This window comes from Halomonas sp. BMC6 (assembly GCF_964204995.1).
Classification (GTDB): domain Bacteria; phylum Pseudomonadota; class Gammaproteobacteria; order Pseudomonadales; family Halomonadaceae; genus Vreelandella.
Window position 1 is genome coordinate 1,254,913 of the sequence record NZ_CAXNSH010000001.1, and the last position, 24,025, is coordinate 1,278,937.

Genomic DNA, 24,025 nt, shown 5'->3' on the forward strand with positions numbered 1-24,025 from the left:
ATAAAGACAGTTCGTTATTGATCGATTGAGGAAGCCCTATGTCACACGGTACGCCATCATCCAGCGTCACTGCCAAACCGGTAACGGTGGCGTGCGCCTGGGCGAGCGTGGGGACGACTCAATTCGGTTACTATGCAGCGTATTGGTTTAGCCACGGTGTGCCCCTGGCCGACGCCTAGCGTCGCGCCAGCAGGCACACCGCCTAGGTTGCCTGCCGCATGCAAAGAAGCCTCGGTGGGTAACTCCACCGAGGCTTCTTTCGTTTCATTCATCCGCATTTTTCATAGGTAGATTATCAAGGAGCTGCACCATGTCTTACCGCGCTTACTCCATCGCTAGCCCCAACACCATCCGTTATCCCGGTTATGGCTATGGCTGGCGATTTAGCGTCGCGCGGTCGGTGCAAGCTGCCACCTCCGACCGTGCCCATTTGGGTGGCAAGTTGGTGATGCGATGTCACGCGTTATGTCATACGAATTCGGAGAGTTAACCTATGAATGCCCCTATCAACACCGCTTGTTCCTCTACGGCCTCCACACTAATGTCTGCAACGGCGCTACCGCTACCGGCTGAACTGCGTCAACGGGTGGTGGTGAACAGCACCCTCAACGCACAAATTGACCATCAGCGCCAAGCGGTACAGCGCATTCTCAATGGGCAGGATGACCGCTTGCTCGTTGTGGTAGGCCCGTGCTCGATTCACGACCCCGATGCTGCACTGGAGTACGCGGATCGGCTAGCAGCGCTTAGCGATGAGGTCAGCGAGCAGATTTTGCCGGTGATGCGAGTGTACGTTGAAAAGCCGCGCACCACGGTCGGTTGGAAGGGGCTGGCTTACGACCCTGATCTTGATGGCAGCGGCGACATGCCGCGCGGTATCGCCCTTTCCCGTGAGCTTATGCACGCCGTCGCCTCCCGTGGCCTGCCGGTGGCCACCGAGCTGTTACAGCCCTTGTTAGCCCCGTACCTGGATGACCTGTTGAGCTGGGTGGCGATTGGGGCGCGCACGACGGAATCCCAGTTGCACCGGGAACTGGCCAGCGACCTCAGCGCCGCCGTGGGCTTCAAGAATGCCACCAGTGGCGATGTGCAGGTGGCGATCGATGCCATGCAGGCGGCAGCCCACTCCCATCAGCGTTTTGCCATGGATGCCCAGGGCCGCCCTATCATGCAGGAGAGCGCCGGCAACCCGCATACCCATGTGGTGCTACGCGGCGGCCATGGCGAGCCCAATTACCAAGCCCACCATGTGCGCAGCGCGGTCAATACGCTGCGCGAAGCGGGTCAGAATCCGCGTTTGATGGTGGATTGCAGTCACGCCAATGCACGCAAGGATCACCGCCGCCAAAGCGAAGTGATGCTGGATGTGCTGGCCCAGCGTCAAGCAGGGGATACCAATCTGGTCGCGTTGATGCTGGAGAGCCACCTGTTCGAAGGCAAGCAAGCGTTGGCGCCCAAGGCGCTACGTTACGGCGTCTCGGTCACCGACGCCTGCGTGAGCTGGGAAACCACCGAGCGATTGCTGAAGACCGCCGCTGAACGTATTGCCTGATGTTCGGACAACGCCTAGCGCGTTGACTGCCCCGGCCAGCCCCGTATCATAACGATTCCCTTTGATGACGAGGTTGGCCATGGCCTTTTCCCTTGAACAGCACGATCCCGAAACGTACCGGCGTAAAGCCCGCATTATCAGCGTGGCGATGGCCGGGCAACTGATTATTTTTGGCCTGCTGTTTTCCATGCTCCTCACCACTACCTTTGGCAGCAGCGTCTGGCTGAACGCGCTGGGCGTATTGTTGGGCTTGCTTGCCACCAGCGCTATGTTCGCGGCGCTAAGAGAGCGCCCCTGGATGGCCGAGATGCGCTATGTTTGGCAACTCAAGCACCACCTGTCGCGTATCAGCAGCTACCTGCAGCCGCTACGTCGCGCAGTGGAAGACGATAACCGCCTAGCGCTGGATATTCTGACCTTTTACCATCAGGGCATGGCCCAGCTTGCCGAGCTGAATGGCCGTACCACCGATGACGATGCCGAGCGGTTAGCGGAAAAAATGCAGGTCAAAGTGAAGCGTGAAGCGTTAGGCCTACCCAAAGACGTCACCACGTTCGACCCACACGACCTGAGCGCTTTTAAGAAGTAAACCGTGCATTAAGACATATCATGAGGGATCTGACAGGGAGCACGTTCGATGAAGGCTAATGCTGCATTACGACGATTCACCACGGCAGCGGCTGCCGGTGTGCTGCTAGCTGGTTGCGCCACCCGTGTGCCCGACCCTGAGCCGCCGGTAAAAACCACCGTACAAAGCAGCGCACCGCTACTGCCTTCGGTGCTGTTTCCCGGTAGTGCCGAGCGCTTTCAAGCTTGGAACTGCCAACCAGCCAATCAAGACTTGGTCACGGCCGTCAATGGGGAAGAGTTACGGCTGTGGTCGCTACATGGCGCGTGGCGATTGCCTCAAGCCGTCGTGGCCAGCGGTGCCCGCTATCAGGATGGCGATATCAGCTTCTGGAATCGCGGCGACCAGGCGCAAATCGAAACGCCCCGTGGGCAGCTACAGTGCCAGCAGGGAGTTCAGCGGGAGATCGCGACGCGTAGCAGCCATCCTGGCGTGATGCTGCTCGCTCGCGGTAACGAGCCCGGCTGGACGATCGAGCTGGCGAACGATGCGCCAGTAATGACCTGGACTACCAACTACGGCAGCGACACCACCACCATGCCTTATATGGTCAGCGTGATGGACAACGAGGCAGGCAGGGTAGTGATCGAGAACGCTAACGCCGAGCAGTTTTTCCGCGTACGCATTGAATCGGGTGCCTGCTTCGATGACATGAGTGGCGAGCCTTATCCTGCTCGCGTCACGCTCACCATTGGCGGCGAACAGTACAAAGGGTGCGGCCAGGGCATCGCGCCCTAGCCATCATGATCTAGCATCTCAGCCACTAGCAGCGGTACAGAAACGGCTCTGCGCGCCACTGCGGTTCCACGTAATCGCTGGCGCACAGCGCCGAGACATCACCACCCGCTCGGGCCGCCAGCCGCGCCAGTGTGGCTAGGTGTAACCCCCTGGGGGAGCGCACCTCTTCGCTGATGGCCACCGGCATCCAGCGGTCGCCCTCACGGGTTGCCAAGGTGAAGTTGAAGGGGTGAAAGCCTGGGAAGCCCAACCGAATGTCGGTGGCGATCAGCGTCTCTTGTCCATTGATATCACGGGTTTCGAAACGTAAAAACGGCCCTGTGAACCACGTCAGCCGCTGCCCTAGCGGTCCCTCCAAAGCGTTGGCCTCCAGTTCGACGTTACGACGCAGCGGTTCCAGTGCGGGGACTCGGTCACGATCGAATACACTGATCAAACTCTCGTAATAGCGGTCTTCATCGATGACCGTTGCCCGCCATAGTGCGATATTGAACGGCGTGGGTTGGATGAGTACGGGGGCAGCTTGTAAGTCCGCCTCGGCTAGGGCTGGCGTTAGGCGCTGCTCGACGCTCCATTTGGCACCTGCGGCCATCATGAGGTAAGCGCAGGAGATCACCAGCCCCGTGCGGCAGGCACTGCGTACCTTGCCCGACACGCTGCCGATGATCAGCGCCATAAGCAGCGGTAGCGTGTAGAACGGATCGATGATGAAGACGATAGGCCACGCGGCGGGCGGTGCGTCTAGCGGCCAGAGCAACTGCGTGCCGTAGGTGGTCAGCGAGTCGAGCAGCGGGTGAGTCACTAATATCAACGTAAAAAAGCACCACCAGCGACCCAACGAGATGTCCCGTGCTGGAGCAAAGCGGGCACTCAGCACGGCCAGCAGCGTGCCAAGACCCGTCAGTACGAACAGTGAATGGCTAAACCCGCGATGCTCCGTGACATTGGCAATGGCGTCGCCATAATCCAACGCGACGTCCAGATCGGGCAGGGTACCCAGCAACGCACCCAGTACGATGGCCTTGCGACCCAGACGCTTACCCAGTACGGCGCCCCCGACGGCTGCGCCAAGCGCTGCTTGCGTAATCGAATCCACAGACTTCTCCTCGACGTGCTGATAGCGAATCGTGATCGTCACCCAGACATGACACACGAGATGAATCGCCGTGACATCATTATACAACGTGTCTACTTTCTATTTTACTGTCGCACTGTTGTCTATGTTTTAATGGTGCTACGTGACCGGCTCGGCACCGCACTCGGCGGTTGCACGGGATATAATTACCATTCTTCAATGAAGAGGAAATGACATGCAGTTTTTACACACTATGGTACGCGTCAGCGACTTAGACGCCTCGCTTCACTTTTATTGTGACCTGCTCGGCCTGAAAGAAGTGCGCCGCAAAGAGAACGAAAAGGGCCGTTTTACGCTGGTGTTCCTGGCGGCTCCCGAAGATGAAGCGCGCTCCGAGCGCCTCACGGCCCCTGAGCTTGAGTTGACCTATAACTGGGACCCGGAGGAGTACACCGGCGGTCGTAACTTTGGTCACCTGGCCTACCGGGTCGATGACATTTACGCCCTTTGCCAGCATCTGCAGGATAAAGGCGTCACCATCAACCGCCCGCCCCGCGATGGCCACATGGCCTTCGTGAAGTCGCCGGACGGCATCTCCGTGGAGTTGCTGCAAAAAGGCGATGCGTTGGCCCCCCAGGAGCCTTGGGCTTCCATGGAAAACAGCGGTAGCTGGTAACACTACTCTCGGTGGCGCTCTTTATAGATGTCGCCACTGAACTCCATATGGAGTTCAACCGCCTCGCCATAGGGGTTCATTGCGCGTAGCTCCACATGGCGAGGCTTGTACTCGACGCCGCCCAGCGGTTGATAACCCGCCTGCTCGGCGCGCTGCATAAAAAAAGCGTCGCTATTGGGTCGCTCGGTGAGCGAAGGCGCGGAGACTGGGGCCGAGCGGTTCAAGCGGTCTCCGGGTAAGCGAGACGCGTAGGGCTCTTCCACTTCGACGAGCGTTTCACCGATCACCAGCCAGCGAGCCTGCATGCGCTGGCCCGTCGGCAGGCCAAACACACCGATCTCATCACCCGCGTTCGCAGTGAGTGCTGAACGCCCCTCCGGCCAGGTATCGACTAAGACGCGACCGCTCTCATCTTCAAGAATGAAGCTATTACCGAACCGCTCGCTAATGCGGCCTTTCAAGTAAACCCCCGCGCTTTGCGCAGTGGCAATCGGGGTGGCGGGCGTCTCCAGAGACGGTGGTGCCGCAAGCACCGGTAAGCCCAGCAGCGGCAGCGTGAGTGTACACAGCAACAAGCCGCGCATCGTGTTCACCCAGGGTAACCAAACACGCCGCTTTAGCAGTACGATAGAGCAAATCATAGGTCGGGCCTCACTTAGCGCCAATGCAACGAGTATACGCACCGAAAGCTGACGATAACCTGAATGGCGCGCTTGTTCAGTCAAGGTTAAGGCGCTTCCCGTTATAGTGTTGGATTACTCTTAGAGTATGGCGTTTGCCAGGAGTCTTTTATGAACAGTGGCCATCGTGGCAGCGTGCTTCGCTGCGCCCTGCTGAGCACACTCTTGTTCGTCAGCGTTCCCACCCCGGGGGTCGCTCAATCCGCCCTGACGGTGGATGACGCCATCGCCGTGGTACAGCAGCGCTATGAGGGCGAACTACTCGATATCGAAATGAAAAGCGGACGTGGCTGGGAAAATAGCGAGCAGGTGTATGAGCTGCGCCTGCTGACGGCCCAAGGCAACGTACTCAAAATTCGCATTGCCCGAGAAGATGGTCGTTTTCTAGAAATTGACGGCAGGGGCCAAATTGAGGCGCGTTTGCCGCCTACCCGCGATAACGGCGGAGCCTAATAATGCGAGTGTTAGTGGTCGAAGATGAGCAGCATCTCGCGGCTCAAATGCGTGAAGCGCTTGAGGGTAATGGTTTCGTCGTCGATGTTGTCAACGACGGTAACGAAGCCGTGTACATGGGCAATCACGAGACCTATGACGCGGCGGTGCTGGATCTGGGTCTGCCTGGGCGGGATGGCTTAAGTGTTCTGCACGATTGGCGACAACATGGCCGCACGCTACCGGTGGTGATTTTGACCGCCCGGGATGGCTGGAGTGAGAAGGTGCAGGGGTTCCGCGCCGGGGCGGATGATTATGTCACCAAACCCTTTCGCATGGAGGAGATTATCATGCGGCTGCGTGCGCTGATTCGCCGTGCGTCTGGCCACGCTGATGTGATGATCCGCAGCGGCGAGCTAGAGTACGACACTCAGCTAGGCACCTTCCATCTCGCAGGCCTGCCGTTAAAACTTACCGCCTTTGAACATCAGCTACTCGTGTATCTGATTCATAACGCTGAGCGGGTGGTCAGTCGTACCGAGCTCTCCGAACATCTCTACTCTTACGATAACGACCGTGACCATAATTCTCTCGAAGTGATCATCAGTCGGTTGCGGCGCAAAGTGGGGGCAGAGCGTATCGAAACCCTGCGTGGTCAGGGGTATCGGCTGTGCGACCGCTCGTGAAACTGTCACTGCGAGCGCGTCTGCTAGGATCCGCTGGCCTATGGAGTGCCATTGCGTTAGTGGGCGTGGGGCTATTTATCTACTGGCTGTTCAAAGATCACGCCGAGCGCACCTTTGACGCCCGGCTGGACGCCAACCTACTGGGGCTGATGGCCTCTGTAGAGTTCAATGAGCAGGGTCAGTTGATCAAAACCCGTGATATTGGCGGCCCTCAGTTCGATCGCGCCTACTCGGGGTGGTATTGGCAAATTGCCCACGACGATGAGGTGCTGATTGCCTCGCGTTCGCTGCTGAATGCCAGCCTGCCCGCGCTGACCAGCGATGTTTCTCAGGCGCTGGCGCTCACCGGGCCAGAGGGCGAAGCGCTACGCGCCCGGGGCCGTCACTTCTCAGCCCCAGGCAGCGGCCCGCCGTTGAGTATCACCGTGGCCGGCCCACAAAACGACATTGATGATGCCCTGTCGCGTATCGTCCTTCCTTTAGTAGCTTCGCTGGCGCTGCTGGGAATCGGGCTAGCGGTGGCGGTGTGGTGGCAAGTTCGCTGGGGGTTAAAGCCGCTCACCCGGCTGCGTCGCGACCTTCTTGCGGTACGCCAGGGGTACCGCGAACAGTTAGCCCACGCCACGGTGGAAGAGCTACAGCCGCTGGTGGATGAGATCAATGCGCTGGTGACCCATAACCGAGAGGTGATTGCTCGCAGTCGTCAACATGTGGGCAACTTGGCTCACGGCCTCAAAACGCCCCTCGCCATGTTAGCCAACAGCCTATCGGCTCAGCAGGCGCATGACGCCACCACTGAGGAGGCATTGTCACGTCTGCAGCGTCTGGTCGATCACCATTTGCGCCGCGCTCGGGCCGTCGGTGCGGGCTACCACATGGGCGAGCGCACCCAGGTAGCAGACACGTTAGAGGGGCTAGTGAGCGTGATGCGCCATGTATACGTCCGCGGCCTCGCGCCACTCCATATCAGCGTTCAGTGCGATGATGCGTTAGCGTTTCGAGGTGAGTCCCAGGATCTCGATGAGCTGTTAGGCAACCTGCTGGATAACGCCTGCAAGTGGGCGCGTCAGCAGGTGATGATCGAGGCACGCCGGGTATCGCCAGAGCAACTGACCGTGGTGATTAGCGATGACGGCCCGGGTATGCCCGAAACCCAGCGGCTAAAAGCCGTGGAGCGAGGCGAGCGCTTCGATGAATCGACCCCCGGCGATGGTTTGGGGCTCGCCATCGTGCAGGATCTGGCGCGGCTTTACGGTGGGCATTTGGCGCTTGCCGCTAACTCGCCCAGCGGGTTACGCGTCGAGCTGACGCTGCCCGCCGCCGAAAGGCCGCCCAAGGGCGACCTTTCAGGTACATCGTAACGCCAAAAGATTAGTGAGTTTATTCAGCGGGCCACGCGGGGAGGCGTTTTTCGCGGTAAACGTCGCCGCGGTAGTCCACATGCAGTATGACCTGCTCTTCGGCGTCATTCTGCGCCATCCACTCCATATGGCGGCCCTTGAAGTCGACCAGGGCGGCATTACGGTAGCCCTGGTCGCTCAGCGCGTTCTCCACGTCACTCTGCTCTAGGGTCGACAGGCTCTCATCGCGGTGAGGGCGGTCATGCCCAGGACGTTTGATGTGCCATTCCAGTAACTCACCGTCCGGTGAGAAGAAGCTGTGAACGTCGACACCTTCCTCATTAATGCTAGTAATGCGGTAAACATCTTCGTGGCGCTTCAGTTCAATCATCTCACCGAAGCCTTGTTCATCGAGCTGACGCTGTAGCGCCTCGACGTCGGGGGCGACGACGCGCGCTTGTGGCTGGTCACCGTTATCGGGCTCATCTGCCGAGCCGCGAAGCGACGAAGCGGTGACGGTATCGCCTTCCAAGCGGCCTTCCACCATAATGTCGTCGCCTACTTGGAAGCGCTCACCACTGTTGCCTTGCGGGCGAACCAGCAGACGACGGTCGCCTTCATCGACCACGAGCAGGTCATTGAAGCGTTCGACCACTTCGCCGTTGATGCGCACCTCTTCCTGCGCCGCCAGCGGAGCGGAGAGGGCAAGGGTGCAGATGGCAGCAGCCAGGGCTTTTAATGGAGTCGGTTGCATAGCGGTTTCCTCTTGTTGGCAAGTTGGGGCAAGCTTGTGAAGCGATAGCCCCGCAAGTGACAATGCCAAGCCTACGCAACCGCTGCTGAACCGAGACTAAATCACCGGTTCAAGTTTGATTCAGGATTAACGAGCTGATCGGATAAGGGAGTCGAGATGACATCACAGGGCATGAAAGGATGGCTAGCCGCGCTAAGCATGGTCACGCTGGCAGGCTGCAGCAGCGCACCGCAACAAGAGCGCATCGACGCGCCGCAAGGCGGCACGCTCTCTGGGCCAGTGGTCGAGCAGCGCTGGAACTTACTGTTGGTAGGGACCGATGAACGGCTCTCCATGCCCGAGACGCCGTTTTTCCGCATCGGCCGCGACGGCAAGGTTAGCGGCTCGGATGGCTGCAACCAGTTCACCGGCAAGGTGAGCCTGGGCGAAAGCCAGCGCATTGAGTTCAGCGAACTGGCCTCCACCCGAATGGCCTGCCCCAATATGGAAGACGCCAAGCGGGTCACCGATATGCTGGATACCGCGTATCGTTACTTGATCGACCACGACCGTTTGGTGTTCTTCGGACCGGATAGCCGTGTGCTCGGCGGTTGGCGGGAAGCTAACTGACGGTCAGTGACGGCGCTGGTACAGGGCCATACAGCCAGCGCCAATGGCGATACCGACAATGAGTAAAACCCACTCATCGTGCTTGCCAAAGCCACCAGGTCCGTGAAGACCTTTACAGCCGGCAAGCATGAACGTGAGAAACAGTAGCGTGATGGATGTTTTCAATGTGTGCAGTGAGCGCATAAGAGATCCTCAAACAACGCGGAGAGGGAGAACTGTTTTCAAGTCGCTGAAAACAGTGGGGTGTTTGAGGTTACCCCTGGCCTGCTGAATGACCGCTGAATCAGTGGTTCAGGCTCTGTTTACTCTCTTTGCGACGCATGAAAAGGCGGATTGAAGCGAGTGATAAAACGCGCATCAATCCGCTTTTTCCATTGCCACACCCAGCGTCCTGAAAAGCCCATGGCTCCACGGCTGGCAATGGCGTGACCGTCGCCGGTGCCAATCAGTGCCAGCACGCGACGCGGAGGTTGCCACGGGGTGAGCTGTTTGCCGTGACAGGCAGCCCGTAAATTCTCTGCCAAGACGGGCCCCATGCGCACCGCATAAACGCCTGCCTTAGGCAGCGGGGAAGAGCGCAGCGTAGCGCAGTCGCCAGCGGCAAAGATGCCCGGTTGGCCGATGACCTCAAGTGACGTATCCACCGGGATAAAGCCGTGCTCATTCAACGGCAGCGCCGTTTGCTGCAGCCACGTTTGGCCCACGGCTCCGGTCGCCCAGAGCACGATATCCGCGGCGATGTGGTTGCCGGTGTCGGTTTGCACGCCGCCGGGTACCAAGGCGTGCCCTCGCACGCCTGTATGGACGCGCACGCCCGCACGTGTGAGCGCTCGCGCCGTTAACCAGCGGGGCAGCCAGCCAGCGCCGGGCAGCAGCGTTTTGGCGGCGCTGATCAGCTCGCCTTGCCAGTGAATGTCCGGGCGCTGCTGGCGAAGCTGCGCCAGGACGCTCATCAGCGTCTCGCAGCCTGCTGCGCCGCCGCCTACGCTCACTACGTTCTGGAACACTCCTGCAGGCAGTTTGGCCACCTCTTCGCGTAATGCTTGCCAACGGTGGTGCAACGAGCTGAGCGGGCGCATGGCCAGCAGCGTGGGCAGCGTATTCTCCTCAATACCTTTTGGCCCGATCCCCTCATCGCTTTGCGGGGCAATAACTTGCGGTAACGCGAGCGTCGAGCCGACGTTGAAGGAGGCCACGTCAAACGCAATCACGCTGCCATCCGCCAGCATTACCTGGCGCTCGCTCGTGCTGAACGCCACGGCTGGAGAAGCAATAAAGCGAGCCCCCGCCCGCTGGCAGAGCGCCGCGATATCCATCTGAGTCTCCCGCAGCGTGCACTCCCCAGAGAGCCACGCAGGTACGCTGCCCGAGTAGGCGGCCAGTTGGCTGTCGCTCACGACGGTGATCGATACCGCTTTATCCGGGCGTTGAGCAAACGCCTCCAGTACGAAGGCGTGGGCGTGGCCCGCGCCGATGAGCAGTAGCTGCATGTCCGCCTCCTTGAGCGAGCGATGAGACGACGTTGTTAGCGCATTGTTATTTACCGATAGTCACTCGATTTTTGCCAGCTTTCTTGGCCAAGTACATACCGTGATCGGCGCGTTCCACCAAATGACGCACTGTATCTCCAGTCTTCTTCGACGTAAGGCCAATGCTGATCGTCACGGGGAGCGGCAGTTTGAAAGGTGTCGTTGACACAATACTGCAAAGACGTTGTGCAAGAAGCAAGCTGGCAGCGGTATCTGTCTCTCGAATGATGATGAGGAACTCTTCTCCTCCCCAGCGGCCAAGATGATCCTCTTCACGAAGCGTGTTTTGGACAACTTGGCTTAGACGCCTCAGGACGTCGTCCCCCACAGAATGGCCGAACGTATCATTGATATTTTTGAAGTCGTCAACATCGAACAGTATGACAGATAGGGAGACGTCCGAATCGATTAGGCGGCTCAGTGTCATTTCTGTGTAGTGCCGATTCCAACACTGGGTTAATGGATCGGTGCGGGCTAATGTTTGCAAGCGTTGATTGCTGTGCGTCAACTGCTGATTCAAGTAAACGGCGTCCATGGCGGTAATCGCCATGGCAATATGGTCGCCTAACTCCGTCATCGTGGCTATTTCCAATGGTGACCAGTAACCCATAGGATCAACATTGGCCGAGAAGTTCTCTGGCAGATGAGAGAGGGGAGTGTGACGAAAAAGAAAGAGCCAGCTTGGCGTGACGCATGAGATATCTAGCCTTGTTGCTACGCCGCCTTGGCACATGCCGTCGAGCTCTACGGTCGCATCATTAGTATTCCCTCTTGTTAGAGTTTCAAGAGCATTGAGAATGTGTCGTTCGGAGGGACAGTCACCAAAACTGTGCATTTGATGATTTCTTAGGAGGGCAATGCCTTGCGATTCGAACAGTTTGCATAGCCGCTCTCCGTGATGTCGGACAATGTCTTTGAAGTCAGAAAAACGCTTGATGTCACTAGAGAGTTGTTGGCGGTATCGTTTTAAGCCTGCTCGGCGCTCAGCCAGTTGCTCCATGGTTAATAGACCTAGTCGCTGCGCCGCAATCGTAATGACCAAGCGACTCCAACGGGATGAGACGAGGTGATAAGAGGGGGGGAGAGCTATGTAGCCCCATGTCTCTGCTTCACATTTTAATTCATAATATTGCAGCTCCGACGCCAACAATGTGCTGACCGAGCGGATAGAGATAAGACGTGGGTGCGCTTTTAGGGAGCATGCGGATGGAAAAACGTGTATCAAACGCAACTCCATAGTCTTGGTATGACGGTATATAGCAATGGGCATTTGGTGGGTCATTCGGTGAAGCGCGCATGTTAGCTGCTCAAAAAGCGCCGTCAGAGACGGCGCGTGGCTGATTTTCATCAGAGAGTCGTATAGGCCGCCGTGCTCATGGAGCAAGTGTTGACGCTGTTCGCTCATCCTGAATGACTCCTCAAAACACGAGATAGCACGTCCATGTTGGCCATAGGCCGAGCGCCACTTCATATCAAAATTGAATTAATGATTCAATCAAAAGGTAAATCATTATTCAACAACTATTGAATAATCGATTCACATTGGCGGCATGAATGAAAAAATCATGTTTGCCGAGCGCTTAAAATCCTCTATGCAAGCGGCGGGGTACGACACTCGGCCCTCCGTGCTAGAGCGTGAATTCAATTTGCGCTACTGGGGAAAACCAATCACCTTCCAGGCCGTTAGGCGCTGGTTGCGAGGAGACTCGATTCCAAGTCAGGAAAAACTGCAGGTGCTGGCGCGTTGGTTATCTGTCACGCCCCATTATCTGCGTTATGGCGGGGCAGAAGATAACGCCGTTAAGGAGCCGCAGGGGCAGTGGGAAACCTCGCTGACTAGAGAAGAGCATCATCTTCTCGCAATGTATAAGACGCTGCCGCAGCCTCAGCGTAAAATTGTTCATGAAGTGGTGGAAACCTTCTCCAAGGCGTACGGCGACTCGCTAGTACTTCCCGAGCGCGAGTGACTTGTAGGTAGCGCCACTCGCGCTCGTCAATCTCATCCCCGTCGCCAATCGAAATACCGCTTCAATAGTGCCAGCACTCGTTCTGGCTTGTGGGCGTTTTTCCAAACGCCTGCGGTGGCTTTGGCGGCTTCGCCTAGCGTGGGGTAGGGGTGAATGGTGCCGAGCAGTTTATTCAGCCCCAGGCCGTGCTTCATGGCGATGGTGAACTCGCCCAGCCACTCCCCGGCGTTCTCCGCGACGATCGTCACTCCCAGAATTTTGTCTTTGCCGGGCACGGTAAGCACTTTGATAAAGCCTTCGGGGGCGCCTTCGGCAATGGCGCGGTCGCTTTCGCTCATGGCGTAGCGGGTCACTTCAAAGGCGACACCTTTCGCGGTGGCCTCTTTTTCGTTGAGACCAACTCGCGCTACTTCCGGCTGAACATAGGTAACGGCGGGCATAAAGCGGTAGTCCACCGCGAAGCTTTTCAGCTCGCCAAACAGCGCATTCACGGCGGCGTGCCATGCCTGATGGGCGGCTGCGTGGGTAAGCTGGTAGGGGCCCGCTAAGTCGCCGCAGGCCCAGATGTTAGGCAGGCGCGTTTGCAGCCGCTCGTTGAGGGCCAGCGTGCCGCCGTCGGTGGTGGTAATCCCTAGCGCCTCCAGTCCTAACCCTTCCACGTTGGCCTGACGGCCCGCGCTCACCAGTAGATAATCAAACGCTAAGGTGCTGCGCTCACCCAAGTGTTCAATAACAAGCTGATGCTCCCCGTCGACTTGGTTCACCTCCAGCGCTTTCGCGCCGGTCATCACCGTCACGCCCTCTTGAGTGAGCGTGCGCTCTACGTGCTCGCCCACCTCATTATCTTCCCGGCCCAGCAGTTGCGGCGCGCCCTCTACCAAGATGACGTGGCTACCTAAGCGGGCAAAGCTTTGGCTCAGTTCGCAGCCAATCGCACCGCCACCCAGCACCACCAGCCGTTTGGGCAGCTCGGTGAGCGACCAGAGGTTTTCAGAGGTGAGTAGCGGCGCGTGCTCGATACCGGGCAGGGGCGGCACGCGAGGGCGCGCTCCGGTGGCCAGCACGATATGGCGAGCGGTGAGGGTTTGATCGCCCACGCGAATTTCCCATGGTGAAACGAGGGTGGCGTGCTCTTGATACACCTCTACACCAAGCTTGGTGTAGCGCTCGACGCTGTCGTGGGGCTCGATATCGCGGATGGCCTGATGCACATGCCCCATCACCTTGGCGAAATCCACGCTGGGCTCGCTGGTGCTCACGCCAAAGCGGTCTGCTGTGCGAATTTCATGGGCCGCGCGGGCCGCCCGAATCAAGGCTTTGGAAGGCACGCAGCCAGTGTTAAGGCAGTCGCCGCCCATCTTGTGCTTTTCGATGAGAGCCACCTTGGCTTTCACGGCGCTGGCGATATAGCTGGTCACCAGCCCCGCCGAGCCGCCGCCAATCACCACGATGTCGTAGTCAAAACGGCTAGGGCGAGTGAAGCCTTTGTAGGCGTTGCGCTTTTGCACCATCAGCGCAATGCGCCGGGCCACCCAGGGGAACACCGCCAGCAGCGCAAACGAGGCGATGAGCCCAGGCGAGATAATGCCGCTCAGGCTTTCCAGCTCGCCGAGCTGGCCGCCCGCATTCACGTAAACCGCCGTGCCGGGCAGCATGCCGAGCTGGCTCACCCAGTAAAACGTGGTGGTTTTAATCCGCGTTAGGCCCATCACCAGGTTGATCATGAAAAACGGGAAAATGGGCACCAAACGCAGGGTGAACAGATAAAACGCGCCATCTTTCTCGACGCCCCGGTTCACCGTGTGGAACTGGCGGGGAAAGCGTTTTTCGATGGGCTGACGAAACAAAAAGCGTGAGAGTAGAAAGGCGAGCGTCGCGCCGATGGCGCTGGCAAATGAGATGATCACTAGCCCCCAGCCCAACCCAAACAGCGCGCCGCCTAGCAGCGTTAACAGCGACGCGCCGGGCAGCGAGAGTGCAGCCATCGCCACATACACCGCAAAGAAAATGCCCGCCACCTGCCAGGGCGACTGCTGGAACGCTGCCTGAAAATCGCTGCGGTAGGCCTGCAGGGTATCCAGAGTGAAGAACGTATGGGCGCCGCTAACGTAGAAGCCAATCACGGCCAGTAGCAGTAGGGCAATAATCAGCAGGCGCTGACGGTTCATGGCAGGCTCCTTGGAAAAGGTGTTCGTACTCAGTGCTAAAACGGAACGTTTCCTTACACGCTGGCGTGACGCAACTGCTGCCAGCGCTGCCAATCTTCGGGGCGGTCGATGTCCCACATGGTATCTGGGTAGGCGGCTTCCAGGCCCAGCGCCGCCAGGCGCGCTTGCGTCACGCTCAATACCTGTTCGGTGCCCCAGGGAATGTCTTCAAACAGGCTGGGGTGATCCTGGTGGCTGCCAATCAGCCCGTAGCCGCCATCCTCAGCCGGTAGAATCACCACGGCAAAGGTGCTCAACGCCGCTCGGCAGCGTTTGAGCATGGCGCTGGTAATACTGGGGCAGTCGGTGCCCATCACCATGGCGGGGCCGTCGGTGCTGTTCAGTGCATGGCGAACGCGCCTGCCCACATCGCCCTGCTCTTGGGCGGCCAAGGCCATGCCGTGTTGGGCCTGAAGCTCTAAAAATAGTGGGTGGTGGTGGTCTAACGAGGTCCACAGCGTAACATTCTCCGCCCCCAGCGCTTCGCAGCCGGTGGCAACACAGTGTCGCACCATGGCGGCGTGGGCTTTGGCGGCGCCCTCTGCGCCCAAGCAGGGGATCAAACGCGTCTTGGCCTGCCCCGGCAGCGGCGCTTTGGCCAGCAGGTGCAGGTGGGGCGCGGCGAGCTTAACGTGCATCGCGGTACTCCTTAGCCAATTGAGTGGCGCTGACACCGCGCCAATAGCGGTAGCGTAGCCGCCACATGAGGCGAATGGTGGGCCAAGCGCCGAACTCGTCCCAGCGCCTGCCCGAGCTTATCACCTTCTGGCGCAGGCAGGCGGGGGGCGAGTGCGCCTTCAGGCGTTTGCTGAGTTCGATGTCTTCCATCAGCGGCTGATTGGGAAAACCGCCCAGCGCGCAAAACGTATCGCGGCGCACAAAGATGCCTTGGTCGCCGGTCGCGATACCGCTAATCCGCGAGCGCAGGTTCATCAAGCTCGCGACCACCGGCAGCCAATGGCTTCGCCCCGTGAGCTGAATATCGAATCGCCCCCAAGCGTGTTGGGCCAGCGCCTTTTGTAGATCTACCACCGCACGCTGCTCTTCGCCGGGGGGCAGTTGGGTATCGGCATGCAAAAAAAGCAGCGCCGGGGCGTGGGCGTGCTGCGCACCCAGGTTCATTTGCCGTGCTCGTCCGGGGGCGCTGCTGAGTACCGCATCGGCCAGCGGTGCTGCGAGGGCCACGCTGGCATCGGTGCTGCCACCATCCACGACGAGGAGTTGAACGCCTGAGGCGCGCAGCGGTTGCAGCCGCGTGAGCGTTGCCTGAATACCCGCTGCCTCATTGAGCATGGGAATGATGATGCTCAGGGACGCAGGCGCGGGGTGTGGATCAGCCAAGGGCAATGATCGGCCCTCCTGCAACGGTGGCATCGGCTTCGTCATGGGTAACGAGCAGGGCAGGCAGGCCCGCCTCCCGCAGTTGGCCGAAAACCAGCGTGCGCATCTCTTGGCGCAGCGCCGTATCGAGTTTGGAGAAAGGTTCATCCAGCAGCACGGCGCGAGGCTGGGAGAGCAGCAAACGCATCAACGCTACCCTAGCCTGCTGCCCGCCAGAGAGCGTGGCCGGGTCGCGGGCTTCAAACCCCGTAAGCCCTACCTGATCGAGCGCTTTGGCAATCTGCGCGCTCTTTTGCGGGCTGCGATGGGGCAGGCCAAAGTGCAGGTTGCCGCCGACGCTCAAGTGGGGAAACAGCAGCGGGTCTTGAAACAGCAGGCCAACGCCGCGCTGCTCGGCGGGCAGGCTGAGTACGTCGGTGTCGCCAAGGCGAACCTGCCCTTGGGCGGAGAACGTGCTGTGTAAAAAGCCGGCGATAAAGGCCAGCAGTGTCGATTTGCCGGAACCCGAGGGGCCCATCACGGTGAGCACTTCGCCGGGGGCCACCGTGGCGTCCACATGCAGCAGCGGGCGGCCAGCTAAGTGAATGCTTACTTGCTCTAGGGTCAGGGCATTGGCAGCGTTATTCACGGGGTTCCTTATCCACAGGGCGTCTTAACCTTGGCGTTGAACGTTGAGAGGGACACGGCGTGGAGCGCCTAGCCACCGGGGCAGTGCGACGGCGGCCATAAAGCCTACAAGCGGCAGGCCCGCTTGCACCAGCGCCCACACGCCGATTAAGCGGCGGTTTCCTCCGGAGGCCAGCGCCACGGCTTCGGTGGTCACTGTTGGTACTCTGCCTGCGCCTAATAGTTGGGTGGGTAAATATTGGCCAATACTGACCGCCAAACCCACCGCCACGGCGGTCAGCAGCGGGGCGAGCAGGAGCGGCAGCCGCACGCGCCAAAACGCCCGGCGGCGCGAGACGCCCAGCGACTGCGCAATGTAGAGCCAGCGAGGATCTAAGCGGCGGTAGGCCTCGGCTAGCGAGAGATACACATAAGGCAGCACGAACAGCAGGTGGCCCGACACCACCAGCGCTAGCTGGGGGCGAATGCCCAGGCGTTCGGCGGCTACCACTAAGCCATATAAAAATGCGATTTGCGGCACCAGCAGCGGCAAGTAGAGTAGCCAGAGCGAACGGGTAGGGTGAATCTGCTGGCGCTGCTCGTTTTCAAGAGTGGCGACGACCAACGCGGCCGCCAAGCCGGTCGAGAGCAGCGCAATCAGCGCGGTATTCACCAGCGGCCCGGCCAGCATGTCGGCGCTGCGCTGCCAGTGGTCGAAGGTAAACGACTGCGGCAGCAGCTCAGGAAAACGCCAAAACCCGGCCACCGAGAAAAGCCCTAACCCGATCAGCGCGGCCAGCGCGGCCAGGCTTGCCAGGGTTAGCCCCGCTCGGCCTGTTACGGTGAAGAGGGCTTCCCCCCACTGCCGGTCGCCGTTGGTCAGCCAGCGCTGGCTCAGCCTGCGGGCTAGCTGCTCTAACAGCCACCAGCTCAGCAGCGCGGCCAGCGTCACGCCCAGTTGCAGTACCGCGGCGGCTGATGCCATAAAACGGTGGGTAATGTCCGGATCGCTAAACCAGCCAAGAATCGAGACGCTCAAGGTGGGCGGCAAGCGCGGCCCCAAAATCAGCGCCATATCCACCACCGACGTGGCGTAGGCAATGACCGCGTAGATAGGTAGGCGTATCAATGGATAGAGCGAAGGAAGCACCACTTTGAGCCAGGCAATCGTGGGCGCGTAACCCAGCGACCGCGCCAGCCGCAGGCGCTGTTCCGCCTGTAACTGGGGCAGCGCCGCCAGGCTCATTAACAAGAGAAACGGGGCTTCTTTGAGTACCAGGCCGAAGGTGAGCGCAAGCCCCCAGGGGTCGTTCACGATCAGCGCATCGGGAGGCGCTTCCCAGCCGGAGAGCCAGGGGGAGATAAGCCGTGCCATCAGCCCGGAAGGCGCGATTAAAAACGCAAAGCCGAACGCCACCGCCGCGTGGGGAATTGCCAGCAGGGGCGACACCAAGCGGCGTAGGCTGCGGTCCAGCCAAGTGCCTTGGCTGGCAGCTAAAAACAGCACGACGATCAGCAGCGCCAGCGCCGTACTGGCCAAGCCGCTGGCAAAGCTCACCGCCACCGAGCGGCCAAGCCCCGGCTGGGCGAACAGCATTTGCCAAGCGGAGAGGTTGGCCTGCTCGCTCCCCAGTACCGGCAGGTAGCCAAAAGCAGGCAGCAACACCATGCCAAGCCCTGCGGTGACGGGAATCACCAGCAGGGCAATGATCAGAAGAGGCGCTAGCCGCAGCATGGTTCAGTGAGTCGCATGCGGGTGTGAGTCGTGCGTTTAGTTGACACCGTAACGCTCAAGCCAAGCATCCTGAAGGGCGTTCATCCAACTGGGGTGGGGTTCGGCAAGGGTGTTGGAGAGCGCATCGGCGGGCAGTGCTGCTGGGTGGCTCTCGACCTGCTCGAAGAGCGCCTGGTCGCTCGGCTCAAGCTGCTGGATCGCTAACACGCTGCGGTCGCCCCACATGCTGAGCGACTGCTTCTGGGCTTGCGCCTCCGGGGAGAGCAGGAAGTTGGCTAGCGCCATTGCACCCGCTTTATGGGGTGAGTTGTAGGGAATCGCCACGAAGTGCACGTTACCCAGGGTGCCGCCTTCCAACACATAGCTACGCACGCTTTCCGGCAGCTCATACTCCATCACCGCCACGGCGGCATCGGTGGGGTAGAACGAGAAAGCGAGGCTGAGTTCGCCGTCGCTCATTAGCGTGCGAAGGTTGGGGCCGGATTCGGGAAAGCTACGGCCACTGCGCCATAAATGCGGGTGAAGCTCGTCTAAATAGGCCCACAGCGGTTCGGTGATCTCCTCGAAATCGGCGTCTTCGACCGGCGCGTAAAGCGCTTCATCTTGATCGGTCAGCTCGATCAGCGCCTGCTTGAGGAACGTGCTGCCGGTGAAATCGGGAATACGCGGATAGCTAAACTGGCCGGGATGCTCTTTGGCCCAGCCGAGTAGCGCCGCAATGCTTTGAGGCGGCGTGTCGGTTTGCGCGCTGTCGTAGTAGAAGGTGATTTGCGCTTTGCCCCAGGGGGACTCGTAGCCTTCGGTGGGCAGGGTGAAGTCGGTGACGACTTCGGGGTTTTCGTCAGGGTAAGTGAGGGCGAAGTTCGGCAGCGATTCCGCAAAAGGCCCAAACAGCAGGTCTTGCTCGCGCATGGCGGCGAAGTTTTCGCCGTTGATCCAAATCAAGTCGATGCTGCCCTCGCTGTCGTTCCCCGCCTGCTGCTCACCCAATACCCGCGCCACGGCGCTGCTGGTGTCGTCGAGTTTCACGTGCTCCACGCGAACGCCATAGCTCTCCTGCATCTGCTCTGCGACCCAGGCAATGTAGCGATTGGTGCGCGCGTCGCCGCCCCAGGCATTCCAGTACACGGTTTGGCCGTCGGCGGCGTCCAGTACGCTCTCCCACTCTTGCGGGTCGGGGGCGGCGACCGCAGGGGCGGTGAAGGTGACTAGAGCAAGCGCCACGGCGGTGGCCAGAGCAGAGCGTGGTTTCATCGCACACCTCATCAAATCAGTTGGTTATAGAGCGGTTTGTAGGCACTGCAGTTCACTGTGGACGTGTTCGATAATGGGCAGCGAGAGGTAGTGCTCGACACGGTCGCGCACGTGGTCGATCACGACCGCATCGGTCAGCTCGGCCGACCAATCCTCGCCCCGGCGCTCGTCATCCTGGCGATGTAGGTGCTGAGCGCGCCACTTGGCACACCAGGTGAGCGACCACAGCCAGGTGGCGCGTCGGCAAGCAATCAGCGTATCCACACTTGGCAACGTAATCTCAGGCGCTGTGACCATCGCAGCCTGCCAGCGACGATAGAACCCAACAACCTCCTCCAGGCTGAGTACCGCTTGGCTATTGAGGTCCCAGGTGGTCGAGGTGTAGAGCGAGGTGTGGGCCAAATCGATGCCCGGCAGGCCATAGCGGCACTTCTCGAGATCCACCAGCACCGCCCGGCCATCGTCGGTGATTAAAAAGTTGCCGGGGTGCGTATCAAAGCTGATCAGCGTAGGAGCGGCGTCGTCCAGCGTGCGGGGCAGTAAATCCAGCTCCTGCTGAATACGCAGGTGAATACCGCTGGGGAGCTGGGCATCGCTCAACCACTGGGCCTGCTGAGACACCTCCTCCACCATGGCCTGCCAAGGCGATTTGGGGGCCAGCAGCGGCGGGCGCTGGCGAGGCAGCGGCTGGCGGTGCAGGCTGGCGAGTGTGTCGGCAATGGCAGGCAGGTCCTGGGGGAGTTCGGCCAAGCGCCCGCGAATCGCCTCGACCAGCAGCGCGCCGCGTGGCAGCGCTTCGCTAGGTGGTAGTACACCGTATAGGCGTGGCGTGTGCCCGCCGTGGCTGGCCCGTTCGTAGCAGGCGGCTTGATACGTCAAGTTTTCCGCTGGCGGCAGGTTCATCTGGCTCTGCTTGGGCAGTCGCGCCACCCAGTCGTCCCCTTCGCGGTGAATCCACACGTGGTCATGGGCCAGGCCGGTATCGGCCATGGGCGACAGCGATTGGTAGTCGATCTCCGCTTGCTGCAGGGTCGTGTCTAATGCCTGCAGTTGAGCCTCAGAGAGTGTGGACATAGCGCATTCCGTAGTGTGAGAAACGGTAGCCGAATTAACGATGGCTGAACCTTCGGTGTTGCCACTCAGTGGCAGAATCATGACCAACCTTACACGCTTCATCATAAAAAACGATGACGCTGCGCGCAGCGGTTGGGATTGCGAGGCGCATTAACGACAACGGCACCCCAGGGGGTGCCGTTGAACTACTGCCGTCAGCGCTGACTTACATCGCAGCAATCTTCGCCTGCTGCTCTTCGAGCAGCTTTTTGGCGGACTGGAATTCCGCCAGTTTGCCGCGCTCTTTCTCGATCACGGCGTCGGGGGCTTTGGCGATAAAGCCTTCGTTGCCCAGCTTCTTCTTGATGCCACCGATAAGTTTGTCCTGTTTCTCGATCTCTTTGGCGAGGCGAGCAAGCTCCGCGTCTTTATCGATCAGGTCCGCCATCGGCACCAGCACTTCCATATCGCCGACCAGCTGCGTGGCTGAAAGCGGGGCGTCTTCTGGGTTGGCCAGCCACGTCACACTTTCCAGTTTCGCTAGCTTGGCCAGGAAGCGGCGGTTCTGCTCCAGGCGTTCGGCGTCTTCGGGCTGGCCTTTGGTCAGCAGCACATCCAGCGGCTTACCGGGGGCGATGTTCATCTCGGCGCGGATGTTGCGCACCGCGATGATCACGCCTTTCAGCCACTCGATATCGCGGGTGGCCTGCTCGTCGATCTTGCTCTCGTCGGCTTCCGGCCACGCCTGATGCATGATGGAGGCATCGTCGCCCACATAGGTGCCCGCCAGCGGTGCCACGCGCTGCCAGATCTCTTCAGAAATATAGGGCATCATCGGGTGAGACAAGCGCAGGATAGTTTCCAGTACCCGCACCAAGGTGCGGCGGGTGCCGCGTTTGGCGTCGGCACTGGCCGCTTCGTCCCACAGGACCGGCTTGGAAAGCTCCAGGTACCAGTCGCAGTACTCGTTCCAAACAAACTCGTACAGCGCTTGGGACGCGTGGTCGAAGCGATACTCGTCCATGGCTTTGGTGACTTGCGCTTCGGTTTTCTGTAGCTGGGAGATGATCCAGCGATCGGCTAGCGACAGCTCCACTTCTTCGCCGCTGGTGCCGCAATCTTCGCCTTCGGCATTCATCAACACGTAGCGCGAGGCGTTCCACAGCTTGTTGCAGAAGTTGCGGTAGCCGTCTAGGCGGTTCATATCGAACTTGATATCGCGCCCGGTGGTGGCCTGGGAAAGGAACGTAAAGCGCAGCGCATCGGTGCCGTGGGCTTCGATACCGTCTTTAAATTCTTCTTTGGTGGCTTTGGCAATCGCTTTGGCCTTCTGGGGCTGCATCATGTTGCCGGTGCGCTTTTCCAGCAGGTCATCCAGCGTGATGCCATCGATCAGGTCGATAGGGTCCAGCACGTTGCCCTTGGATTTGGACATCTTCTGACCCTGGCCGTCGCGCACTAGGCCATGTACGTAAACGGTTTTGAAGGGCACTTCGCCAGTGAATTTCAGCGTCATCATGATCATCCGGGCGACCCAGAAGAAGATGATGTCAAACCCCGTTACCAGTACGCTGGAGGGGTGGAAGGTGTCCAGCTCCGGGGTTTTTTCCGGCCAGCCCAGGGTGCCAAATGTCCACAGGCCCGAGCTGAACCAGGTGTCCAGCACGTCTTCGTCTTGGGTCAGCGCCACGTCAGCGCCCAGGCCATGCTTCTCGCGGGCTTCCTCTTCGCTCCTGGCTACGTAAACATTGCCGTCGGCGTCGTACCAAGCGGGAATGCGGTGGCCCCACCACAGCTGGCGAGAAATACACCAGTCCTGCAGGTCACGCATCCAGGCGAAGTACATGTTCTCGTAGTTCTTCGGCACGAACTGAATGTCGCCGTTCTCTACCGCTTCGATGGCGGGCTTGGCGAGGCTCTCTACGGCCACGAACCACTGATCGGTGAGCAGCGGCTCGATGACATCGCCGGAGCGGTCGCCGTAGGGCAGGGTGTTGTTAACGCTCTCTACCTGCACCAGCAGGCCGAGGGCCTCCATATCGGCGACGATCTGTTTGCGCGCTTCGAAACGATCCAAGCCCGCGTATTTGGCCGGCAAGGTGGCGTCTTCATCAGGCTGCGGTTGACCTTTCAGGTCGAAAATTTCCGCCTGCTCAAGAATCGTCGCATCTTTGGTGAAGACGTTGATCAGCAGATGGTTCTGGCGCTTGCCGACTTCGTAGTCGTTAAAGTCGTGGGCCGGGGTGATCTTCACGCAGCCGGAGCCTTTCTCCATATCGGCGTGCTCGTCCGCCACGATAGGAATACGGCGACCTACCAGCGGCAGTTCGATGAATTTGCCCACCAAGGAGGCGTAGCGCGAGTCTTCCGGGTTAACCGCCACGCCGGTATCGCCCAGCAGGGTTTCCGGGCGGGTGGTGGCGACCACCACGTAATCCTTGCCGTCGTCGGTTTTGACGCCGTCGGCCAGCGGGTAGCGGAAGTGCCAGAAGCTGCCCTGCTGCTCTTTGTTTTCCACTTCCAGGTCGGAAATGGCGGTGTGCAGGGTAGGGTCCCAGTTCACCAAGCGCTTGCCGCGATAAATTAGCTTCTCTTCATGCAGGCGCACAAAGACTTCCTGAACCGCTTTGTAGAAGCCGTCGTCCATGGTGAAGCGTTCACGGCTCCAGTCGACGCTGGCGCCCATGCGGCGCAGCTGGCGGGTAATGTGGCCGCCGGACTCCTCCTTCCACTCCCACACTTTATCGATGAACGCATCGCGGCCGAGATCGTGGCGGGTTTTGCCTTCTTCGGCGGCAATCTTACGCTCTACCAGCATCTGCGTGGCGATACCGGCGTGGTCGGTGCCTACCTGCCACAGGGTGTTGTTGCCCTGCATCCGCTTCCAGCGCGTCAGGGTGTCCATGATGGTGTCCTGGAACGCGTGGCCCATGTGCAGGCTGCCGGTCACGTTGGGCGGCGGAATCATGATCGAGAAGGGCTTGCCGCGGCCAGACGGGGCGAAGCGGTTATCGGCTTCCCAGCGTTCGTACCAGCGGGTTTCGATCTGTTCAGGTTGGTAGGTCTTTTCCATGGGGAGTCGGCTCACGGCTTGCAAAAAATGGGAGCAAGTATAGCGCGAACGCCCCGCGCTCGTCAGGGGCGTTGCATCTTGCTTTCAGGG

General features: G+C 59.9%; 24 protein-coding genes. 9 read left to right on the forward strand and 15 right to left on the reverse strand.

Translation table 11 applies throughout. The features are described from left to right. Positions 1-56 precede the first annotated feature (56 nt). Positions 57-272 (reverse strand): hypothetical protein, encoded by a 216-nt coding sequence (locus tag AB6K10_RS06000; protein ID WP_368473613.1) that lies wholly within the window; start codon positions 270-272, stop codon positions 57-59. 221 nt (positions 273-493) lie between these two features. Between AB6K10_RS06000 and AB6K10_RS06005 the strand changes: the two genes are divergently transcribed. The 3 genes from AB6K10_RS06005 to AB6K10_RS06015 all read left to right on the forward strand — a co-directional run bounded on the left by AB6K10_RS06005 (position 494) and on the right by AB6K10_RS06015 (position 2,918). Then, positions 494-1,552 carry a 3-deoxy-7-phosphoheptulonate synthase gene (locus AB6K10_RS06005; protein ID WP_339118173.1) on the forward strand — a complete coding sequence of 353 codons (1,059 nt, stop codon included), beginning with the start codon at positions 494-496 and terminating at the stop codon, positions 1,550-1,552. Positions 1,553-1,631: 79 nt separating this feature from the next. Continuing rightward, positions 1,632-2,141 carry a DUF3087 family protein gene (locus AB6K10_RS06010; RefSeq protein WP_339118174.1) on the forward strand — a complete coding sequence of 170 codons (510 nt, stop codon included), beginning with the start codon at positions 1,632-1,634 and terminating at the stop codon, positions 2,139-2,141. A 48-nt stretch (positions 2,142-2,189) separates the two neighbouring features. Next, on the forward strand, positions 2,190-2,918 hold the full coding sequence (locus AB6K10_RS06015; RefSeq protein ID WP_339118175.1) for an MliC family protein: 729 nt from the start codon (positions 2,190-2,192) through the stop codon (positions 2,916-2,918). A gap of 25 nt (positions 2,919-2,943) precedes the next feature. Here AB6K10_RS06015 and AB6K10_RS06020 read toward each other — a convergent pair whose 3' ends face one another. Continuing rightward, positions 2,944-4,014, reverse strand: coding sequence for a metal-dependent hydrolase (locus tag AB6K10_RS06020; protein ID WP_339118176.1), 1,071 nt, complete (start codon positions 4,012-4,014; stop codon positions 2,944-2,946). A gap of 214 nt (positions 4,015-4,228) precedes the next feature. Here AB6K10_RS06020 and gloA point away from each other — a divergent pair, with 214 nt between their 5' ends. Next, complete coding sequence (gene gloA / locus AB6K10_RS06025; protein ID WP_339118177.1) at positions 4,229-4,669, forward strand: lactoylglutathione lyase; 441 nt, start codon at positions 4,229-4,231, stop codon at positions 4,667-4,669. 2 nt (positions 4,670-4,671) lie between these two features. Here the strand turns inward: gloA and AB6K10_RS06030 are convergent, their stop codons facing one another. Continuing rightward, complete coding sequence (locus tag AB6K10_RS06030; RefSeq protein WP_339118178.1) at positions 4,672-5,310, reverse strand: hypothetical protein; 639 nt, start codon at positions 5,308-5,310, stop codon at positions 4,672-4,674. A 150-nt stretch (positions 5,311-5,460) separates the two neighbouring features. Between AB6K10_RS06030 and AB6K10_RS06035 the strand changes: the two genes are divergently transcribed. The 3 genes from AB6K10_RS06035 to AB6K10_RS06045 are packed head-to-tail and all read left to right on the forward strand — an operon-like array spanning position 5,461 to position 7,828. After that, positions 5,461-5,802: a Cys/Met metabolism pyridoxal-phosphate-dependent enzyme gene (locus tag AB6K10_RS06035; RefSeq protein WP_159341056.1), complete on the forward strand. Its 342-nt coding sequence runs from the start codon at positions 5,461-5,463 to the stop codon at positions 5,800-5,802. Between the two features lie 2 nt (positions 5,803-5,804). Next, positions 5,805-6,467, forward strand: coding sequence for a response regulator transcription factor (locus AB6K10_RS06040; RefSeq protein ID WP_159341058.1), 663 nt, complete (start codon positions 5,805-5,807; stop codon positions 6,465-6,467). Next, entirely contained in the window at positions 6,464-7,828 is a 1,365-nt protein-coding gene (locus AB6K10_RS06045; protein WP_339118179.1) for an ATP-binding protein, read from the forward strand. The genes AB6K10_RS06040 and AB6K10_RS06045 overlap by 4 nt, the downstream gene beginning before the upstream one ends. 19 nt (positions 7,829-7,847) lie before the next feature. On the opposite strand, the gene AB6K10_RS06050 is transcribed toward AB6K10_RS06045, so the two are convergent. Beyond that, entirely contained in the window at positions 7,848-8,561 is a 714-nt protein-coding gene (locus AB6K10_RS06050; RefSeq protein WP_159341062.1) for a hypothetical protein, read from the reverse strand. A 156-nt stretch (positions 8,562-8,717) separates the two neighbouring features. On the opposite strand from AB6K10_RS06050, the gene AB6K10_RS06055 reads away from it, so the two are divergent. Beyond that, the gene (locus AB6K10_RS06055) at positions 8,718-9,170 is read left to right on the forward strand and encodes an META domain-containing protein (protein ID WP_253019092.1); all 453 of its coding nucleotides are present in this window, start codon (positions 8,718-8,720) and stop codon (positions 9,168-9,170) included. Between the two features lie 3 nt (positions 9,171-9,173). On the opposite strand, the gene AB6K10_RS06060 is transcribed toward AB6K10_RS06055, so the two are convergent. The 3 genes from AB6K10_RS06060 to AB6K10_RS06070 all read right to left on the reverse strand — a co-directional run bounded on the left by AB6K10_RS06060 (position 9,174) and on the right by AB6K10_RS06070 (position 12,104). Then, positions 9,174-9,353 (reverse strand): hypothetical protein, encoded by a 180-nt coding sequence (locus AB6K10_RS06060; protein ID WP_339118180.1) that lies wholly within the window; start codon positions 9,351-9,353, stop codon positions 9,174-9,176. Positions 9,354-9,472: 119 nt separating this feature from the next. Continuing rightward, positions 9,473-10,660 carry an FAD-dependent oxidoreductase gene (locus AB6K10_RS06065; RefSeq protein WP_159341066.1) on the reverse strand — a complete coding sequence of 396 codons (1,188 nt, stop codon included), beginning with the start codon at positions 10,658-10,660 and terminating at the stop codon, positions 9,473-9,475. Between the two features lie 46 nt (positions 10,661-10,706). Then, positions 10,707-12,104 carry a GGDEF domain-containing protein gene (locus tag AB6K10_RS06070; protein WP_159341067.1) on the reverse strand — a complete coding sequence of 466 codons (1,398 nt, stop codon included), beginning with the start codon at positions 12,102-12,104 and terminating at the stop codon, positions 10,707-10,709. A gap of 160 nt (positions 12,105-12,264) precedes the next feature. On the opposite strand from AB6K10_RS06070, the gene AB6K10_RS06075 reads away from it, so the two are divergent. Continuing rightward, complete coding sequence (locus tag AB6K10_RS06075) at positions 12,265-12,666, forward strand: transcriptional regulator (protein ID WP_254436444.1); 402 nt, start codon at positions 12,265-12,267, stop codon at positions 12,664-12,666. A 32-nt stretch (positions 12,667-12,698) separates the two neighbouring features. Here the strand turns inward: AB6K10_RS06075 and AB6K10_RS06080 are convergent, their stop codons facing one another. From AB6K10_RS06080 to AB6K10_RS06115, 8 genes are all read right to left on the reverse strand, one after another. Continuing rightward, entirely contained in the window at positions 12,699-14,834 is a 2,136-nt protein-coding gene (locus AB6K10_RS06080) for an FAD-dependent oxidoreductase (RefSeq protein WP_159341071.1), read from the reverse strand. A gap of 53 nt (positions 14,835-14,887) precedes the next feature. Beyond that, positions 14,888-15,511, reverse strand: coding sequence for a TIGR04282 family arsenosugar biosynthesis glycosyltransferase (locus tag AB6K10_RS06085; RefSeq protein WP_159341073.1), 624 nt, complete (start codon positions 15,509-15,511; stop codon positions 14,888-14,890). Beyond that, entirely contained in the window at positions 15,501-16,220 is a 720-nt protein-coding gene (locus AB6K10_RS06090; RefSeq protein WP_302476122.1) for a TIGR04283 family arsenosugar biosynthesis glycosyltransferase, read from the reverse strand. Before AB6K10_RS06090 ends, AB6K10_RS06085 begins: the two co-directional genes overlap by 11 nt. Further along, positions 16,207-16,842, reverse strand: coding sequence for an ATP-binding cassette domain-containing protein (locus AB6K10_RS06095; RefSeq protein WP_159341077.1), 636 nt, complete (start codon positions 16,840-16,842; stop codon positions 16,207-16,209). Before AB6K10_RS06095 ends, AB6K10_RS06090 begins: the two co-directional genes overlap by 14 nt. A 24-nt stretch (positions 16,843-16,866) precedes the next feature. Next, a complete protein-coding gene (locus tag AB6K10_RS06100; protein ID WP_159341079.1) occupies positions 16,867-18,555 on the reverse strand; it encodes an ABC transporter permease in 1,689 nt (562 codons plus the stop codon). A 36-nt stretch (positions 18,556-18,591) separates the two neighbouring features. Continuing rightward, positions 18,592-19,809, reverse strand: a complete 1,218-nt coding sequence (locus AB6K10_RS06105) for an ABC transporter substrate-binding protein (RefSeq protein WP_159341081.1) — start codon at positions 19,807-19,809, stop codon at positions 18,592-18,594. A gap of 24 nt (positions 19,810-19,833) precedes the next feature. After that, complete coding sequence (locus AB6K10_RS06110) at positions 19,834-20,883, reverse strand: aminoglycoside phosphotransferase family protein (RefSeq protein ID WP_339118181.1); 1,050 nt, start codon at positions 20,881-20,883, stop codon at positions 19,834-19,836. 205 nt (positions 20,884-21,088) lie between these two features. Beyond that, positions 21,089-23,935: a valine--tRNA ligase gene (locus AB6K10_RS06115; protein ID WP_339118182.1), complete on the reverse strand. Its 2,847-nt coding sequence runs from the start codon at positions 23,933-23,935 to the stop codon at positions 21,089-21,091. Positions 23,936-24,025: the final 90 nt, after the last annotated feature.